General features: G+C 61.1%; 16 protein-coding genes and 4 pseudogenes. 9 read left to right on the top strand and 11 right to left on the bottom strand.

The genetic code is table 11. The features are described from left to right. Nucleotides 1–129: 129 nt before the first annotated feature. The 10 genes and pseudogenes from dcm to NUW23_00100 form a co-directional block, all read right to left on the bottom strand. Nucleotides 130–792: a DNA (cytosine-5-)-methyltransferase gene (gene dcm, locus NUW23_00145; protein ID MCR4424591.1), complete on the bottom strand. Its 663-nt coding sequence runs from the start codon at nucleotides 790–792 to the stop codon at nucleotides 130–132. A gap of 176 nt (nucleotides 793–968) precedes the next feature. Then, the gene (locus NUW23_00140) at nucleotides 969–1,907 is read right to left on the bottom strand and encodes an ABC transporter permease (GenBank protein ID MCR4424590.1); all 939 of its coding nucleotides are present in this window, start codon (nucleotides 1,905–1,907) and stop codon (nucleotides 969–971) included. After that, nucleotides 1,900–2,169 (bottom strand): hypothetical protein, encoded by a 270-nt coding sequence (locus NUW23_00135; protein ID MCR4424589.1) that lies wholly within the window; start codon nucleotides 2,167–2,169, stop codon nucleotides 1,900–1,902. Before NUW23_00135 ends, NUW23_00140 begins: the two co-directional genes overlap by 8 nt. 94 nt (nucleotides 2,170–2,263) lie before the next feature. After that, nucleotides 2,264–2,446, bottom strand: a complete 183-nt coding sequence (locus NUW23_00130; GenBank protein MCR4424588.1) for a hypothetical protein — start codon at nucleotides 2,444–2,446, stop codon at nucleotides 2,264–2,266. A 162-nt stretch (nucleotides 2,447–2,608) separates the two neighbouring features. After that, a complete protein-coding gene (locus NUW23_00125; GenBank protein MCR4424587.1) occupies nucleotides 2,609–3,433 on the bottom strand; it encodes an ATP-binding cassette domain-containing protein in 825 nt (274 codons plus the stop codon). Beyond that, nucleotides 3,375–3,719 (bottom strand): annotated as a pseudogene (locus NUW23_00120) (ATP-binding cassette domain-containing protein). Before NUW23_00120 ends, NUW23_00125 begins: the two are co-directional and overlap by 59 nt. A gap of 121 nt (nucleotides 3,720–3,840) precedes the next feature. Next, on the bottom strand, nucleotides 3,841–4,797 hold the full coding sequence (locus NUW23_00115; GenBank protein ID MCR4424586.1) for a BMP family protein: 957 nt from the start codon (nucleotides 4,795–4,797) through the stop codon (nucleotides 3,841–3,843). Nucleotides 4,798–4,841: 44 nt separating this feature from the next. Next, nucleotides 4,842–5,785: pseudogene (speB, locus tag NUW23_00110) on the bottom strand (agmatinase). Then, nucleotides 5,785–6,546 (bottom strand): annotated as a pseudogene (locus NUW23_00105) (creatininase). Before NUW23_00105 ends, speB begins: the two co-directional pseudogenes overlap by 1 nt. Nucleotides 6,547–7,139: 593 nt before the next feature. Further along, nucleotides 7,140–8,762 carry a dienelactone hydrolase family protein gene (locus NUW23_00100; GenBank protein ID MCR4424585.1) on the bottom strand — a complete coding sequence of 541 codons (1,623 nt, stop codon included), beginning with the start codon at nucleotides 8,760–8,762 and terminating at the stop codon, nucleotides 7,140–7,142. Between the two features lie 171 nt (nucleotides 8,763–8,933). Between NUW23_00100 and NUW23_00095 the strand changes: the two genes are divergently transcribed. The 9 genes and pseudogenes from NUW23_00095 to NUW23_00055 all read left to right on the top strand — a co-directional run bounded on the left by NUW23_00095 (nucleotide 8,934) and on the right by NUW23_00055 (nucleotide 17,258). Continuing rightward, nucleotides 8,934–9,392 carry a C-GCAxxG-C-C family protein gene (locus NUW23_00095; protein MCR4424584.1) on the top strand — a complete coding sequence of 153 codons (459 nt, stop codon included), beginning with the start codon at nucleotides 8,934–8,936 and terminating at the stop codon, nucleotides 9,390–9,392. A gap of 90 nt (nucleotides 9,393–9,482) precedes the next feature. Then, nucleotides 9,483–10,736: a helix-turn-helix domain-containing protein gene (locus NUW23_00090; GenBank protein ID MCR4424583.1), complete on the top strand. Its 1,254-nt coding sequence runs from the start codon at nucleotides 9,483–9,485 to the stop codon at nucleotides 10,734–10,736. 99 nt (nucleotides 10,737–10,835) lie between these two features. Further along, nucleotides 10,836–12,500, top strand: coding sequence for a dihydroxy-acid dehydratase (gene ilvD / locus NUW23_00085; GenBank protein MCR4424582.1), 1,665 nt, complete (start codon nucleotides 10,836–10,838; stop codon nucleotides 12,498–12,500). Nucleotides 12,501–12,517: 17 nt separating this feature from the next. Beyond that, nucleotides 12,518–13,489 (top strand): TRAP transporter substrate-binding protein, encoded by a 972-nt coding sequence (locus tag NUW23_00080; protein MCR4424581.1) that lies wholly within the window; start codon nucleotides 12,518–12,520, stop codon nucleotides 13,487–13,489. A 102-nt stretch (nucleotides 13,490–13,591) separates the two neighbouring features. Then, complete coding sequence (locus tag NUW23_00075; protein MCR4424580.1) at nucleotides 13,592–14,080, top strand: TRAP transporter small permease; 489 nt, start codon at nucleotides 13,592–13,594, stop codon at nucleotides 14,078–14,080. Between the two features lie 166 nt (nucleotides 14,081–14,246). Next, nucleotides 14,247–14,414 (top strand): annotated as a pseudogene (locus tag NUW23_00070) (HNH endonuclease). A 39-nt stretch (nucleotides 14,415–14,453) separates the two neighbouring features. Next, nucleotides 14,454–15,002, top strand: coding sequence for a 2-amino-4-hydroxy-6-hydroxymethyldihydropteridine diphosphokinase (gene folK, locus NUW23_00065; protein MCR4424579.1), 549 nt, complete (start codon nucleotides 14,454–14,456; stop codon nucleotides 15,000–15,002). A gap of 41 nt (nucleotides 15,003–15,043) precedes the next feature. Then, on the top strand, nucleotides 15,044–15,598 hold the full coding sequence (locus NUW23_00060) for a hypothetical protein (protein ID MCR4424578.1): 555 nt from the start codon (nucleotides 15,044–15,046) through the stop codon (nucleotides 15,596–15,598). Nucleotides 15,599–15,602: 4 nt separating this feature from the next. Continuing rightward, on the top strand, nucleotides 15,603–17,258 hold the full coding sequence (locus NUW23_00055; GenBank protein ID MCR4424577.1) for a DUF2384 domain-containing protein: 1,656 nt from the start codon (nucleotides 15,603–15,605) through the stop codon (nucleotides 17,256–17,258). Nucleotides 17,259–17,409: 151 nt separating this feature from the next. On the opposite strand, the gene NUW23_00050 is transcribed toward NUW23_00055, so the two are convergent. Further along, on the bottom strand, nucleotides 17,410–18,293 hold an 884-nt coding region (locus NUW23_00050; GenBank protein ID MCR4424576.1), incomplete at its 5' end, for a 5'-nucleotidase C-terminal domain-containing protein.

Below are 18,293 nucleotides of genomic sequence, written 5' to 3'. Positions count from 1 at the left end.
GGCCCCCCCCCCCCCCCCGAGGCCAGCGCTTCCTCGACCTTCCGGCGGTTGAGGTCGGACATCAAAGATAGCAATCTCTGGGTCTCCTCCGCCGAATCCCACTCGACATCCGGCCCGTCTTCAATCAGTTCAACTGCATTTTGCCCACAGTTGGACGCTGGAACCGGCAACCCCCACCACCTCCACAAATCGGACACCGGCGCGGCGAGCTTGGTCCATGAGCGCACCAAGTTGGGCGGAAACCATGGACCTCCCCGGCAATGGTTGAGTGTAAGCTGAGCAATCGAGACGTGAGTCGACAGCGACTATGAACACACGCGGACGAGACTGAGGTACGAAGTGAACCCCATCAACGACGAGAGCGCCAAACTGCAGGCCAAGGGAAGCAAGAGCTTCGCGGAGCCCCGGGAAGCTGTCATCGTAAAGCAGGCCGGGCACGTTCTCCAGGACGATCAGCGGCGGGCGGTCATCGACCTGCCACAGTTCGTTCATGACACGCCAGAACTCCCAGAATGTTCCGCTCCGCCGCGCGGTCATGCCCTTGCGCCATCCTGCAAGAGAGAGATCTTGACACGGAAACGACGCCCAGGCCATGTCGGCGCCTTGCGGAAGGCTGGCCGCGCTTATGTGGGCGATGTCTCCCAAGTGCAGGTGATTTGATCCGAAGTTGGCATTATGCACTTCGGCCTTCTTGGGGTCGATGTCATTGGCCCAAGCGCAGGACCAGTCCTCGGATAGCGCAAGGGTCACCAACCCGGATCCGGCGAAAAAATCGTAGAACGTAAGACTCACGGCGCTAACCCCCCGGAAACCGAACGACCCTGCCCACGATTTATGTTACCGTCTGGACGATGTGGGCGGGTCTTGTCCACTGAATGTATTATACGCTCCAGGGGTGGGAGAAACTTTCCGGACAGGCGGCGAAATCACCTTGGCTAACCCACACGCCGCACTGCCGCGGATGGCCTCTACCCCTCCTCCCTCCGATACGCTACTCCGATTGCGGCCGGAGCGGAGGAGCGTCCCTTAAACCCGACCAATGCGGCAAGGGCGAGGACGTACGGGAGGGCGACTATCAACCGGTACGGGATGCCGATGTTAAGAACCTGGACGCGAAGCCGAAGGGCGTCGGCTGCGCCGAAGAGGGCGGCTGCGGCGAGCGTTCCCAGAGGGTTCCACCTTCCGAGAATGATTGCGGCCAGCGCAATGAACCCCCGCCCCGCAGTCATCCCTTCAGTGAACATCTTGACCTGCGCTACCGAAAGGGAAGCGCCTCTCAAGGCTGCGAGCATTCCGCTTGTTGTCACACACACGTACCTGATGACAGTCACGTTGAGGCCTGCAGTCTCGGATGCCTTGGGGTACTCTCCAGTGGCTCGGAGAGCAAGTCCCCATGTGGTTCGAAAGAGCAGGAAAGCAAGAGCGGGCGCGACCACATACAGTGCATAGGTTATTCCGGTCTGCCTGAAGAACACCGGGCCGACGAGCGGTATCTGCGACAGTGGCGGAATCGGGACGACGGAGAGCGCGGGCACCCGGGCGACCAGCCCCGGCCTCAGGTACATCCTTGCGAAGATGGTGGTGAGGCCCAAGGCCGCAAGGTTTATCGCCACTCCCGAGACTATCTGGTTCGCTCCCAACGAGACGCTGACTGCGGCGTGAATCAAAGCAACGAGCGCCCCGGCGAGGACCGCGGCCAAGACTCCTGCAAGGGGGCTTTGGGTGTAGTGCGAGACTGCGGTGGCCGCAAACGCCCCGATCAGCATGGAGCCTTCGAGGGCTATGTTGAAGGCCTCGGATCTCTCCGATATCAGGCCTCCCTGCGCCGCGAGGGCTATCCGCGTTGTCATCCGCACCGAGGCGGACAGCCAATCTTGCAGAAAAGAAACGAAAGGAATCTCAAGCATGTTGCAGCGCCTCGCTCGCAGGTTCCAAGCTGAGAAGTCTCGTCCTGGCCCTCCGCGCCATGTTCGGGCGCCCCGGGACGGAACTGGGCAGGCCGGAGACAGGCCTCGCTGAATTCGGGGAGACTCCGGCGATATCGACTCCCCGGAGCCACCGGCGAACCGCAGGCCAGTCCGCCACCGCCATGGTCACCGACACCAACAGGACGGTCATTCCCTGTATCGTGTAGACCAGCGCAGCCGGAACCCCTTCCATCCGCTGCATTATCGCGGCGCCCGCCCTGAGCGCCCCGAAGAGCAGGGAGGATAGGCATGTCCCGAGGCGTGCGCGGACTTGTCTTCTTGGCGACGCCGTCGAGTCAAGCCGACAGCCCTGCCATCATCATCCCGATCTTCTTGAGATCAGCCTCGGCTGTTCTGACTATCCCGAGGACCTTTCCTCCATACATCACCGCGATTCGATCACTCACCGCCAGGATTTCATCTAGTTCAGTTGAGATGTAGAGAACCGCTGCTCCCCTCGTGCGTTGCTCTATTATCAATGGGTGGACACAGCTGGTCGCGCCTATGTCCAAGCCCCGTGTGGGTTGCACCGCAACGAGCAGGTCCGGCTCGCTCGAAAGCTCGCGGGCAAGGACAATCTCTTGCTGATTTCCTCCAGATAGGGCCCAGGCGTAATCGTCTGCCCGGCCGCCCCTGATGTCTTACTGATCAATCAACTCCGCGGCTTTGCGACGGATTGCAGCGTGACTCAGAAGCCCCTTCCGCGACAGGGGAGCGCGGCGGTGGCTCTTCAGAATAAGGTTCTCTGCTATTGAAGCGTCCATCACGAGACCCTGGAGCCTACGGTTCTCGGGAATCAGGGCCGCTCCTCTCTCGAAGCGTTGTCTCGGGGATAGGTTGCGCACGTCTTGGCCTTCGAAGGTGATCCGGCCGCGGGTGAGAGGCCTGATCCCGAGGACGACCTCTGACAGCTCGCGTTGGCCGTTTCCGTCGACTCCGGCGATGCCCACCACCTCGTGCTGAAAGACAGTCAAAGAGACTCCGGCAAGGACCAGTCGACCCCGGTCGTCGAGGCAATGGGCATCCTCGACCCTGAGCACCTCACGACCTGAGGAAATCGAAGCACGATTCAGAACCGGGGGCGTGCGTTGGCCGATCATGGGCGAAGCGAGAGTCTCCTCGTCTGCGTCTCTGGCCTCCATCGAACCTGCGACGCGCCCTCTCCTCAAGACAGTGATGGAGTCGCTTACGTCCAAGGCCTCTTTAAGCTTGTGGGTTATAAACAGAACCATCAAGCCCTCTGTCCTGAGACGTCTGATTGCGTCCAAGAGCGCGGCGGTTTCGGGAGGGCTCAAGCCCGATGTGGGTTCGTCCAATATCAGCACTCGAGCCCGGCGGAAGAGGGCCTTCAGTATTTCGACTCGCCGCTGCACGCCGACTGGGAGGTGTCTGACCTTTGCCTGAGGATCAACGTCCAGCGAGTACCGGGCCGACAGCCTTCTGACCTCCGCCTCGATTCCCGGCATATCTAGGAGGAATCCATGGCGCCCCTTGAGTCCGAGCGCGATATTCTCCGCTGCCGTCAGATCCGGCGGCTAAGGTGAAATGCTGGTGGATCATGCCAATGACGTTCGAAAGCGCGGTCTTGGGAGATGTCATCCGAGGCTGCTTGCCATCCAGCGTATTGCTCCCACTGTCTGGGCGGTACAGGCCATACAGGATGTTCATGAGGGTGCTCTTTCCCGCACCGTTTTCCCCAAGGACCGCATGGACGGTCCCGGGCCGGACTTCCAGGCCTATGTTGTCGTTTGCCAGCGTGCCTCCGAAACGTTTCGTAATGTTCCGAAGCTCAAGCATCCGCTTTCCACACCATCTCTTCAGTCGCCCCCGGGACGCCGGGATTTCGGCCGACGCCCCGGGAGCCTGACTAAGACTACTTAGATCTGGCCATTGTTCCCGCAAGTATGGCCTGCCTAACTTTCTCCGCCTGCTGGCGGACCTTCTCGGGCACCATGGCCCCGAACCGTCCCAACCCAGCGGCTGCAGGTTCCTCCACACCGACCCAGTAGTGTTTGCCTTCGAACTTGCCTTCGGCGACCGTCTTGACGAACCACACCATGGCGTGGCCAACGTCTTCGAGAGCCGAGGTTAGCAGGGTATCCGGCGCGAGATCCAGGTGGTCTCTCTGGAATCCCATCGACCAAACTTTCTTCTCGCGCGCGGCCTCTATAACCCCAATGAACGCCATGTCAAGCATTGGATAGAGAACATCGGCGCCGTCCGCTATGTGCGCGAGAGCTGCCTCCTTGGCCTTGCCGATGTCGTCCCAACCTCCAGTGTAGGAGACCACTACCTTGTTGCTTGATTTCGCCGCCTGGGCGCCTGCGGTGAAGCCGTCTATCATATCTCTGACCGCCTGGAACTCCTGCCCGGTGATGATGGCGAGTTCCCCGGTCTTGGTCATAAGGCCGGCGACGGTTCCGGCCATGTAGGCGACCTGCCAATGGTTGATAGCCAGCGAAGCGACGTTGGGGCCTGTGGCCGTGCCGTTGGTGACGACGAATTCAGTCTTGGGGAATCTCGAGGCTACCTGGTTGACGGCTGCGTCGAACTCGCCTCCGTGCCCGATCACGATGTCAAAGCCTCGTCGGGCGTAGTCCGCTAGCGCCTGTGCCTGTTCAGGCTGTGGGACTCTTTCCGTGTAAGCGATCTGGGCCCCCAACTTATCCTTGATGGCGAGCAATCCTTCGTACCCGTTCTGATTCCAAACCTGGTCGGTAATTACCCCGGGCATGACCAAAGCCACCTTGAGCGGGGTCGCGGCCGTCATTGGCAGCGCGGAGACTGAGAGGAACAAGAGTGCGAACGCGGCTATTAATCTAGCTTTCACTGGGTGATTCCCCTTTCGCCTTGGTTAGTCGGTGCGGCTCGGTGTTACTTGGAGCGGCGCTTTTCGTGGAATATGGCTCCGAGGAAGTCCAGAATGACTCTCGCTGCGAGCTGCGCCGTCACCTCAGTCTGGTCGTACTGAGGGGCTACCTCCACGAAATCGAAGCCAACCACCTCGCCTTTGGCCGCGATCCCATGGAGTAGGTCTATCACGTGATAGTAGTCGAGCCCGCCGATGGAGGGAGACCCGCTCCCCGGGGCGAGTCCGGCATCGAAGGCGTCCACATCGATGGTTACGTAGTACTTCCTGCCGTCCGGGACCTTGTTCAATACGGACGCACAATCCGACCGACGCACCTCGCGCGCCCCGATGATTGTGCTTCCCATGCGCTTTGCGTCAGCGAAGTCCGAAGGATCGCTAGATCCAGGCCCTCTGATGCCGATCTGGGTGGCCCCGGTCACGTGGTCCATCTCCATTACTCGCCGGACAACGTTCCCGTGTCCCTCCCTGACGCCGAAACGTTCATCCACGAAGTCAAGGTGGGCGTCGAACTGGATGAAGTGCAACGGACCTTTCTGTTTCAGCCCGCGGACCGCGGGTATAGTGACCGCATGGTCCCCTCCCAGGACCACCGGAATGACACCACGAGTCGCGATCTTCTCGACATCTGCCTGGATGTTCGCAAGACACTTGTCGGAGAAGTAGTGGATCATGTCCGAATCCCCGCAATCCACGATCCTGACGCCGTGGAGGAAGATCGTGTCGAAGTCGGAATCGTAGTACCCCACCCCTCGCAGCGCATAGATGGATGAGGCATTCCTGATGGCTCGCGGCCCGAACCTGGCCCCGAATGGCATTGGGTGGAGAGATCGGACGGAGCGCCCAATATGCCCACGTCCGCGTCGAGTTTGTCAAGGTCCGTGCAGATCGGAAGCTTGCAGAACGACATGATTCTCGTGAACGGTAGGTTCAGCCTGTCTTGACTCATTACTTACACCCACTTTCCTTCATTCCGTACTCGGGACACGTGGACCGGACTATACCCTCTATTGCTTCGGAGATCAGGGCCTCGCCCACCTCCCGAGAAGCTAGGCGCGCCGGCGATAGCACGCCGGACTTGGGGACGATCCTGGGGGTCGGAGGGTATACCGCGTAAGGCGGGATGTCTCCCGCAGTATCGTCAGTTAGCCTGTCCCACAGGACAAGGTCGGGCTCGAGATGGGCAATGGCGGAGGTCTCGAGCACCGCGGCGTGCTCCCTCACGCACCCCGGGAACTTTCCCCCGAACACCCGATCGAGGGTCTCCGGTTTGATCAGTTCCCACCAGTGAATGAAGAGGATTCGAGTCTCCGGATCTCCCTTGTCTCGGAGAGCCAGGCTAATACCTTCCGTGAGGAAAGACGCGTTTTCGTAGCGCCCGTCGATGAGCACCATGCGCTTTGCGCCGTGGCGCATGAATTCGTGCAAGAGGTCCCTGACTAGGTAGGTCAGGGTTATCCCATCAAGGCTTGTGGTTCCGGTGAACGACTGTCCCCCTCCTGAGAACGGCTGGCTCTTGTAGCCGTAGGCGAGGGGAGCGACAATCCCTCCGACTCTCTCGGCCACGGCCTCAGCAATTCGGTGAGCCTAGAAGCAGTCTGTTCCCAGGGGAAGACGGGGCCCGTGCTGTTCCAGCGCCCCACGTGCCAAAAGCAGCGGGTTGCCTGACTTCACCCTCTGTTCATATTCCGGCCAGGTCAACTCATCCATCAGATGGTTACGCCGAGACATCTCAACACCACCCAGGTATTGACGCCACTTGGTGCTTCGAGAAGGCAAAAAACGACCCTCCCGCTCCTAGACTCGGAGATACCCGAGCCAGCAGGGGCGAGAGGGGGAATATCCTCCCACGGCACCACCCTGATTTTGCTCCCGCCTTATAGTGGCAGCCTCATTCCCCTCCAGGACACGCACGCGCCGACGCATCATAGCGCGACAGAACTCAGAATCCAGGGGGACCAGCGGACAACGGGCGCTGGCACACATTTCTGCCCGGCACAACCTACTTGCTCTTGCGGACGCTCTGCTTCGACTTAGCTACGGCGTGTGCAGAATTCCCAACAGTCTCGGCGCGCGGCTCAGGGGCGGGTTCAGTTCGAATTGGACACCAGTTCACACCGACCACCGGCTCTCTTGGCTCCGCATGTGAACCTACTGCTCCCCATCATTGCCTTGATAAACCAATTGTACAGTTGGACGGCGGTTTTTTATCATTATGGTCAGGTCGGCACTTGTTGTCAGGAGGCCTTTACACATTTCATACGGCCTTTCTTTGACCAGGCAAATCTCGAGGGGCCGCCGCCTCACCGTGCCTGCGGCTCCTCCGCCCACCTCACCCAGTCAGCGGGAGCTTCTTCGAACCAGGGGATAGGCTTGAATAGCTCGGTGCGGATCCTGGCCTTGAGCTCGCCTGCGACCCTGGGAGTGTCTGGCAAGGCGCGCTCATCCACTCCGAGCCCAGGCGGTACACGGAGCGGAATGGCCCCCAGGACCTCCGGCCTCATCGAGAGCATGGCTGCCATCGTATGGCGAGCCGTTTCCAGCTCGATAGGAGAGAGAGCAGTGACGATGAAGCCCGGGCCGGCCACTCCTTCGGTGCCGGCTGGGCTTCCCGTGTTCCCCGGTTCCCCACTTGCCAACCGAATGTAGTAGGCCGCAGGCTCAACCCTGACACCCAAAGCTGACACGTACGCCAAGGCCGCCGCGAGCTCGGCGGCATCATCACGCTCGATCACGTATACGAACCCGGGCACGCCGAGCAGAGCGTCCCGGGTTTGGGAGAACGCCTCTCTCGTCACCACGATGACGGGCATGAGCCTGTTCACGAGGGGCACTGAGATCATGTGACGAAAGGCACGATCTCCCGGAGTTGACCGGGCCAGTACGTCCAGGTCGACCTGGAGGCGGCCCGACCCCGCCGCACGCTCGGCAACCCGTTCGACAAACCGGTACCCCGGCCACACCTCCAGAACAGGGGGGCAGGCACTGGCGATCTCCTGAAAGAACGACGCAGCGATGTATTGTGCCGGGTAGATAGGGAAGAAATGCCCGCCAGTGGCCCAGACCATCCTCATATCGGCGAAAGACTGCCTCAGCTTGGACACCTCAGTGACTGGGAAGATCTCATCCGAAGTCCCGTTCATCATCAGGACCGGCCGTACTTCCACTTCAGGGACGTTAATGGGGTCTACGATCCGGAGCGTCTCCACAAATGCCCTGGGGTCGATCAAACGCACTCGCGCAGCCTCCCGGAAGACTGTCAGGAGGTTCAAGTCGGTATTGGCCAGAATTCCCTCGACGCCGCACCCCGCAGACACGAACAGGCCTGCGCCGAACCTGGGCTCGATTTTGTAGGCGAGAGATCCGACAATTCCTCCAAGGCTCGCGCCGGCTATGTACACCCTGGAAGGATCGACGTCTGGCCGCGTCTCGAGCCAGTCGATTGCGCGCCGCATGTCCACCACAGCCCGGCGCAGGTTGTCCCTGATGGTGTCAGCAGACCCAACCACCATTCTCTGGCCCGTGACGATCTGCAATCCCTTCGCCCTGCGGTGATGATAGGGAAGGCTCGGGGTCATTACTGCAAACCCGCGCTTAGCCAGGAACTGAGCCATCATCCAGAACTGCTCCTCTGACGGCGCAAACATGCCGTGCAATCCGACAATCGCCGGAACCGGACCCGCCCCTGGAGGCCGTCTGGGGAGGAAGAGGTGTGCGAAGACGGTATCACCCTCACTCCTATACTGAACGTCGTAGTGAAGGAACCACTCCGTCTCACCCAGGAGAACCATGGAGTCGGCGAGAGGTCGTGTGCGGTCGTAGTTGTAGAAGACAGTGATGTCTAGCCCAGAGAATGCTCCGAGGGTCGGGAGCACCCACAAGACAGCCACGAATAGAGCCGCCACAAGCACTCGCCTGGATTTCACGACAGATGCCACCTCGCGACGTTCACTTGCATCGATGCACCCTTCAGTATTCGTCGGGGCAATCGCCGATGCCTTCTTCCTGCCACAGGCAGGATCAGACTGGCGGGACGGAGAAGATAGGTTACCGACATTCGGGCTGGAGGTGGCTCGAAAGGGGGAGGAGCTTGCGCTATGGATGAGCGGACCAAGATCGTGGTTGAGTCAGCAAAGAGGCACTTCGAATCGGGCTTCAACTGTGCAGAGTCGACGCTTCTCGGCGTTGCGGAGTATCTGGGAATTCGGAGTCCAAGTGTCCAGTCCTTGGCAACAGGGTTTGGCGGGGGAATGGGCCGGTCGGATCTGCTCTGCGGGGCAGTCACTGGGGCGATCATGGGGATCGGGCTTGCGGTGGATCACAGGTCTCCCGAGGATCAGGACGGCAAGGAGAGGGTATACACCCTAACAAGGAAGTTCATCGAGGCTTTCGTGGCCAAGTATGGCTCGTGCATGTGCACCACACTCGCTGGGTACAACCTGAGCACCCCCGAGGGGCTGCAGGGATTCCGGGACAGCGGTGCACACATGAATGTCTGCCCCAAATTCGTGGGGGACGCGGTGGCCATTGCGGCATCGCTCTTGTCCGCGGACTGAATGGGAATTTGGGTGCCCGGTGAGGCCGGAGGCAGGAATACAGAGGCTGGGGGCGAATAGTGGCCCAACTGCCTCGATGAGGTGAGCTTAATGACCCTGCCGCCGGATTCGGTTCATAAAAGGAAAGTGCAGGAGTTCCCGTGGGGCGACATGCAATGGCTCTCTGAGCCCGGCCCCGGTGAGCCCGAACGGAGTTCTGTCATAGCCCGAGCCCGGTTTCGGCCCGGGTCCGCCCAGTATGCTCACAGGCACCCGGACGAGCAGGTCCTGTATGTGGAGCGGGGTCACGCCAGGTGCCAGGTGGACGGAGTTACGTTTGATGTCGGCCCGGGTGAGATGGTCCACACACCGGCCTTCTGTACGCATAGTGTGACCAACCCCGGGCAGGATGAGCTTTCCTTTTTCATTACCTACATACCGGCGGTTCCCTATCTCCCTGCCAATGCAGCCAGACGTGCTCTTGCCCCTTCCCCTCACCGAGTGTTCGGCACTATTGAGCCTTACCTGAGAAAGCTGTCCGTGCTGTCCGTCGGCACGACCGTCGTGGGCCCGACCGGCAAGATAATTGGGGACATGAATCGCCCGCCCGAGTTCTGCGCCCTGGTTCGGTCTCTCCCGAGAGGCCGGGCCTGGTGTGAGTCGAGGTTTGCTCAGGCCATGCTGGTGTCTGCTCCAGGACTGGGAAGAGAAGGCCTGTGCACTCGAGTGGATGTCCGTCGCTGCTGCAGTGGCCTTATGGCCGTGGTTGCCTCTTCGGGCCGCAGGGGTGTGCCCGACTTCGGCCTCATATGCTCCGGAATTCTGCTTGAGCCCTCTGCGAGACTTGCTGAGAGTGGCTTGGCCGCGCTCCTTGCGCCCGCCACTTCCTGGCCCGAGATCCTCGCCGCCATGGAGAGGATCGATGTTGTGACCAGGAACATGGTCTACTCCGTCGCGAGCTACCTCTCGAACGTGATGGCCGTGTGCGAGCCCCACACTTACGACGAGGGCGACATTGACACCTGGCTCGAGGGGTCTGGAGTACGCCGTGGCCCGGCGGAGCGGGCGGCCAGGTACGTGGCGGAGAACTTATCCGAAGACCTCTCCCTCGGAGCGATCGCAAACGTCCTTCACGTCAACAGGTCCTATCTCTCAAGGCGGTTCCACGAGGAATTCGGGATGACTCTTACCACATTCATCAATACCCTCAGGATCGAGCGAGCCAAAGCGGTCCTGCGTTCCTCGCCTCGTGTGTCCCTCAAGGAGCTGTCTCGCTCACTTGGTTTCAGCTCCCAGGGGTACTTCACCCGCGTCTTTCGGTCTATCGCCGGGTGTGCCCCCACGGGGTACGCCAGGGTGAGGTAAATTCCGTGGAAGCCTAGGTAAATATTGTCCCAAGGTTGCCCACCTCCCCTCGTCGAATAGTAGATGTTAACTATGCCGGGCAAGTTGAGGAGGGGTGGCATGCGAAGTGCCAGCGCAAAACAGGGTGTGGAGCGGGCCCCGCACAGGTCTCTCCTGAAGGCGATGGGCCTTGCGGATGAGGAGATTGCGAAACCGTGGGTAGGGGTAGTGAATGCTCAGAACGAGATCATTCCCGGCCACATCCACCTGGACCGGGTGGCCAGGGCGGTGAAAGATGGAGTTCTGGCCTCCGGGGGCACCCCCATCGAATTCCCCACGATCGGGGTATGCGACGGAATCGCTATGAATCACACGGGGATGAAGTACTCCCTGCCGTCAAGGGAGCTGATCGCGGACACCATCGAGGTGATGACCGTAGCACACCAGCTCGACGCCTTGGTGATGGTGACCAACTGCGACAAGATCATCCCAGGAATGCTCATCGCCGCCGCCAGACTGAACATTCCTACCGTGATCGTAAGCGGGGGTCCAATGCTCGCCGGGAGGCTCGATGGGCGGGCAATCGACCTGAACACCGTATTCGAGGCGGTCGGGGCGGTGAAGGCCGGCAAGATGGACCTGGAGGAACTGGCCCAGATCGAGAATGCCGCGTGTCCGGGGTGCGGATCGTGTGCGGGGATGTTCACGGCCAACACCATGAACTGCCTCACCGAGGCCTTGGGCATGGGGTTGCCGGGCAACGGGACAGTCCCCGCAGTCATGGGCGAGCGCGTGGCCTTGGGAAGGCTCGCCGGGAAGAAAGCCATGGAACTCCTGGCCCACGGAATCAGGCCGCTGGACATCCTGACGAAAGAGGCCTTCGAGAACGCAATCGCAGTGGACATGGCCTTGGGCGGGTCGACCAACACCGTGTTGCACATCCCGGCCGTCGCCTACGAGGCCGGGGTGGACCTGGGGCTTTCAGATTTCGACCGGATCAGCCGGATGGCCCCGCACCTGTGCAACATGAGCCCGGCCGGACCCCACCACATCGAGGACCTGTACTACGCCGGGGGGATTCAGGCAGTCATGAAGACCTTGGCAGGCGCAGGCCTGATCCACGAGGACTGCATCACGGTCACAGGTGGGACAGTGGGGGACAACCTAGAGTCGGCGCGCGTGAAGGACACGGGAGTAATCCGGCCCCTGGACAACCCTTACCACGCGGAGGGCGGGATCGCAATCCTCAAAGGAAGCCTCGCCCCCGACGGCAGTGTGGTGAAACAGTCGGCCGTCGCGCCTGAGCTCCTTGTTCACAGGTGGCGGGCGCGTGTGTTCGACTCCGAGGAGGCTGCCACGGCTGCGATCTTCGCAGGTTCCATCATCCCGGGAGAGATCGTGGTGGTGAGGTACGAAGGGCCGCAGGGCGGCCCAGGCATGCGAGAGATGTTGACGCCCACTTCCGCTCTGGCCGGTATGAAGCTTGATGACAAGGTGGCATTGGTGACAGACGGTAGGTTCTCCGGGGCGAGCCGGGGATCAGCCATAGGTCATGTCTCTCCCGAAGCGGCCGAGGGCGGCCCGATCGCCCTGGTCCAGGATGGGGACGAAATTCAGGTCAACATCCCTGAGCGCAGAATCGATCTCCTCGTTCCCGAGAGAGAACTCGAGGCGAGGCACGCTGCCTGGAAGCCGATCGAGCCCAAGATAACCTATGGCTACGTCGGCCGGTATCGGAGACTAGTGAGTTCAGCCGCGCAGGGCGCGGTCTTCAGGAAACCTTAGGGAGGTGCATGCAGATGATGAAGCGGATGATGCTAGCGGTCTCAGTTTTGGTGGCCTTGGCCCTCGTCTCTACGAGTGTGTTGGCGGCGCCCAGAGTGATCAAGCTTGGGCACGTAGTGAACGAGCGTGACGGTTTCCACATCGCCGCCATGAAGTTCAAGGAACTCGTTGAGGCGAGGTCCAACGGTGCGCTCCAGATCCAGATCTACCCCAACGCGCAGCTAGGGGACGAGCGTACCCTTCTCGAAGGTATGCAACTCGGCACCATCGACATGGGCGTGATCACGAACGGCCCGGTCAGCAACTTCTTGCCGCGGATAGCAGTGTTCGAACTCCCGTTCCTGTTCTCATCGCCCCAGGATGCTTACAAAGTCCTTGACGGCCCAACCGGGAAGAAGCTCCTCGGGGAACTCGAGAAGGTCGGCCTCAAAGGACTGGCCTATGCTGAACGCGGGTTCCGGAATCTGACCAACTCCAGGCGGCCGGTAGCGACTCCTGATGACGTTAGAGGCCTCAAGGTCAGGGTCATGGAGAACAAGGTATACATAGCCACCTTCAAGGCCCTCGGTGCGAATGCCGTCCCGATGGCCTGGACGGAGGCTCTCACCGCGCTGCAGCAGGGGACCATCGATGGCCAGGAGAACCCGGTCAACGTAATCTATGCGTTCAAGCTCTGGGAGACTCAGAAGTATCTATCGATGACCAGGCACACCTATGCCCCCGCCCTCTTCGTCATGGGGCTCCGTCTCTTCAGATCCCTGCCGGCGGCGCAGCAACAGCTCCTCGTGGAGTGCGCGCAGGCTGCAGCTGAGTATGAGCGCGCCTGGAACGCTGAGCAGGAGGCCGACCAGCTGAAGGAGATTGAAGCTAACGGCATGAAGATCATCCAGCCCGACCTTGCCAAGTTCAAGGCGGCGGTTGAAGGGGTCTACCAGGAGTTCGCACCCGGATTCGGCGAGCTTCTCAAGGAAATCCAGTCGCAGCTGTAGCGAGACCCACGCTCTAGCACGTGGTTCGTTCCAACCTCAATTCGGGGCTCTCCGTGCGGGGAGCCCCGAACGGCAACCTCTCAACGGATCGGGGGTGTTCTCTTGGGTGGCGTCGTCCGGCGGATCAGCGACAGTCTGAACGCTGTCGCGATGGCCGCACTCTTTCTCCTGATAGCAGCCATGATAGTCGTCATAACCCTGCAAGTTGTGGCGAGGGTCTGGTTCACTGCCCTCTCCTGGACTGAGGAGGCGTCCAGATACTTATTGGTTTGGAGCAGCATGATTGGGGCATCCATCGGAGTCAAGCGGGGGTCCCACATTGCCGTGACTTTCGTCGTAGGGCTCCTCCCCGGCCTGATGCAGAAGATTGTGGGTGTAGTGATGGCCGTGCTGGCATGTGGATTCTTCGCGGCCGGGGTGTTCTATGGGACCGAGCTCTTCAACCGTACAGTCTTCCAGACATCTCCCGCGCTCGAGCTTCCCATGAGATACGTGTACCTCGCGATCCCGTTGAGCTCCGGGATCATGTTGGTGCACGGGCTCTCTGCGCTTCTCGAGACCCTGGGTGCACCTTCTCGGGAGGTGAAGTAGGTCGGCTACCCCACGGCTAAAGCCGGGGGCTTGCGGTAAGCAGGCCTGGAGCTGACCAGCCTCAGCTCATCGGCCGTAAGGCCATCGGGCTACGTTATTCAGGTCATGACACCCTGGGATGCGTGCCAGTTCCAGGCCCTGTCGCCCGGCATTAAACAGGCGTACCGGCCGGATAGCCGTCCGGCATAGGCCGAGCTTCAAGTTGAACGGCTTCGACGTGCATCCAAGGTACCTACGGCTGCTTCAAGAAGCCGATGGATACGAATATGCCCAGAAAGGGGGAAGCGGCGTCTTCTCCCCACGCCTGAAGGCGGGGGCTCCCGGCGCCGCGTAGTTTGGTGGGGGCTTTTGGGCGGTGACTGAGGAAGCACCCATGGCGGTCCGTCGGACCGCCTATTTGAGCCTCGGGTCGAATCTAGGCGACAGGCTCGGTAACCTGGCCGCGGCTGTCGCGAGGCTAGGGGCCTTTGGACAGGTGTGGGACGTCGAGACATCTGGTGTGTACGAGACCGAGCCCTGGGGTCGGACTGACCAGCCGAAGTTCCTCAACTGCGTTGTTCGCCTGTCGACGAGTCTCGACCCTTTCAGCCTGCTTGCTGCCGTCTTAGGCATCGAGCAAGCTCTTGGGCGCGTACGGACGGGCCGCGTTGAAGACAAATGGGGCCCGCGGGTCATCGACGTGGATATACTGCTCCTAGGAGACCTTGTGACAAACACTCCCATACTGACGATCCCACACCCTAGAATGTGGGAGAGAGCCTTCGTTTTGGTTCCCCTACTTGACCTTGCTCCCGAGATGAGGTCCCCCTCCGGCGCGACCATCCGCGAGCTCGTAGCGGATTTGCCGGATCGAGATGGCGTCGTTCGGGTGCGGTCAAATCTCCAAGGAGTTTCGGGACGGACGGAGAATAGCCTTAACTGACGGCCGCTGCGCCGAGGCTGCCCTTGCGGGAGGTACACAGCATGTGGAGAACCCATCTCGTGTATTTGGTGCTTGCGGTGCTCCTGGGGCTCACGATAGCGCCTCCGTCGACCGAAGCGGCGCCCGGAGCGCGAGAGTACATCAACCGCCAGTATGGTTTCGGTTTCAGATACCCGGATGGCTGGGAACGGCAGCAGCAGAGTTATCCCGGCCCAAAACCTGTAGTGGTGCTTGGCGAGCCTACCCCAGGCGGGTTCGGCCCGAGTGTCAACGCGATCGCGGACAACCGGGCCGCGAGTGCAAGAGTCTACGCCCAGGATGCTGCTGACCGAATAGCCCGTGGGATGGTGCCAGGTCTTTCGGATTTCCTGCCCGACGGGGCGGGGTCCCCCGTGAGTATCCCCGGCGCGGACGGGTGGGTGATGAGATTCAGCTGTTATGCCTCGAACGCCGGGGCAAGGCTGTGGTTCTATCAGCTCACCGTGGCGCGTGGTTCCTCTATCATCGTTCTTACCGCCACGTGTCCCGAATCTCAGAAAGCCAGGTACTCCCCGGTGTTCCGGGATATCATAGCGAGCTTCCGGCTCACACAGTGATGGGGTGGTCCTGCTGAACGATACTACTGGTGTAATCATCGACTTCGAAAAGAAGAAGGTCGAGATCAGGTTCAAGACTCTGACTGAACACTTGGTGGCGTACGCCAACCGCCCCGAGTTCGGGCCACTCGTGAGCAGGGCCTTTGAGCGGTTTGTCTCAGACCCGTTCGGACAGGACCGTGACGAGCCTGACGAGGAATCCGAGATCTTCGAGAACGAATTCCTGGAATGGTTCATCCTGGACTATGTGGACGAGGAGACCGGAATGCAGCTTGTCAGGAGTTACCTTTCAACTCTGCCTGACGGGCCGATCGACCGGTGGAAGCGTTCGGCTCTCGCCCAGTGGGCCGACTCCCGTCTCGGCGTTTACGAGGTTGAGCGGGTGGTCTCCAATGATAGACTCGTCCTTCGAGACGTCGTGGAAGGCGGGGAATTCGTCGTCACAGCCCAAGGCGTGGGAGAGGACATCCTGCGATGGTCCGGCGTAATGACCCGCTTGCTGTCCGTGGGAGATCACTTCACAGTCGGCGCCACGGCCCTCGTCATACCCAGGCCACTGCTCAAGCACATTGTCCGCGTGGTCGGGCATGTCTTCAGGAGTCTCAAGGCTCAAGACTACGAGGGGGAGTGGGCTGACTTCCTCAAGATCTCTACGCTGAGTCTGAGGCGCCTCGTTCGAATCATGCTCGAAGCATGGTCGGAGCAATGCGAGAACTCATCCGGTCGGCCCCGGGGGTCGGCCATCCATAAGATGGTCATGATGCTCACGGATCCCGTGGCGGCAACGGGGATACTTCGAGAATGCGGCCTGTTCTACGTTCGGCAGATCAACGGCCTCGACAGGCTCAATGGGGTGGAGGCCGAGTTCGGCTGGGTGAACCCGCCCGGCGAAACCGACGCGTCCGGAGCCGCACCATATGGCGCCGAGGACGCGGCGCTCGTCTGCGTGTTGGGGCCCAGCCTTGTGATAATGGCTGGCAGCCAACGTGCACTCAGGCACTGCGCGGCGGCTGTCCGTGGCGTCATCGGACCTCTCGTAGATCCCAGCACTGTGCCTCGACGTATCCCGTGGGACCCAAAAGCTATGGATGCCGCGCGGCAGCAGATCGCTGAGATCGCGAGACTCGCCATAGCGGAACACTACAGGAGGTGGGCAGATACGCCGCTCACCGTCCTCCGGGGGTCAAGCCCCAGGGACGCCATGAAGTCCGGCTTCGGTCAGGCCATCGTGGAGGAACTGCTGAAAGACATAGAATACCACGAGAGTCTGAAGCGGAGGGCGGGAATGCCGTGGGTGGACGTGGAGTCCGTGAGGCGGGGATTGATGCCTCGGGAAGGCAAGGCGATAGCACCCCGCGAGAAGGCGGGCCAGCTGGGCCTCAAGGAAAAGAAGGTGCAACGCTTGCTCGAGGCGATGATGCGGCGGGAGGGCTACACGGAGGAGCAGATTTACGCAGCGATGCTCATGTGGTGGAGGTATGTGGACCGGGCAAGGCCCAATGTGGTCCACGCTAACACCTGGGCGGCGGCGGTCGAGTATGCGTCAGCGGTCTCGCTGGACGAGCCCATAACTCAGGCAGGCGTAGCCAGGAAGTACCAGGTGTCGGTGTCGACTCTGTCCTCGAGGTACAGGCAGATCCTAAGAGAAGTCGGAGTCTAGGTCAGAGCCCCCGAAGCACGCGGGGAGTCGGCGGCGGACGCGGCGCCGCTTTTCAGGCCGCCAGCGTGGGGGTGGCCCTGCGAGGTTACGTGAGTAAATGGCCCGGGGCCCCACTTGACAGGCCCCGGGCCTCGTGTTTGCCTAGTGTGTTCTACTTCACGGGCACTATACGTGCCTCGTCGGACGGGGTGACGGTCCCGGCTTCCGATACGTATGCAGCTATCACGTCACGGAGCATATCGCCCGAGTTGAACAAGACCTTGCCTTCTTTGAACCAGGTGTACCCATCACCGCCAGCAGCCATGAAGTCGTTGGTGGCAACGGTGTAGTATCGATAAGGGTTGAGGGGCTGCCCGCCGACCAAGACCTCGGTCACCCTGGACCCTGCGGGTCTGGCCGGGTCGAACTTGAAGGTCAGCCCGGATACGTGAGCGAAATGCCCAGCCTGCGCCGGATACGCGCTCACCCCGTGCTCGAGCGCTGCGAGGATCTTGTCGCCAGTCAGCTCCAGGACCACCAGGGTATTGTCGAACGGGAGCACCGTGTAGATGTGTCCGACGGTTATGTCTCCAGCCTGGATGCTTGCGCGGATGCCGCCGCCGTTGGTGATCGCGATGTCGGCGTTGGTCGCAGAGCGCATTGCGTCGGTCACGAGGTTGCCCAGGTTAGTGCAACGAGTGCGGACGTCCGCCCGCTCACCTTGGAGCGTGACAGGAGTGGCGCCGACCCGGGCGGCAAGTTTGTCTGAAAGCGCTTGGTTGTACAGTGCAAGCCTCGCCCCGACCGCGCCGGTGACTGGGTCAGGCTTCATGCTCGCGACGATCGGGATCGGGGCGCCATCGAACGCGGTGATCCTGCCATTCTTCACAGCTATATTGAGCACGCCAAGGTGGGTGCTGTGCTCGCCCGCCTGCACAATGATGGTCGAACCTACGACCTCAGGCGCCATGAGAAGCGTGTGGCTGTGCCCACCGACTATCACGTCGATGCCGGGCACTGCGGCTACGCTGAGGACAAGGCTCTCGCAGCCGCAGT

This window comes from Bacillota bacterium (assembly GCA_024655925.1).
In the GTDB taxonomy this organism is placed as follows: domain Bacteria; phylum Bacillota; class DTU025; order DTU025; family JANLFS01; genus JANLFS01.
The sequence above is the reverse complement of the archived record's forward strand: the minus strand, read 5'-3'. Positions and strand labels throughout refer to the sequence as shown.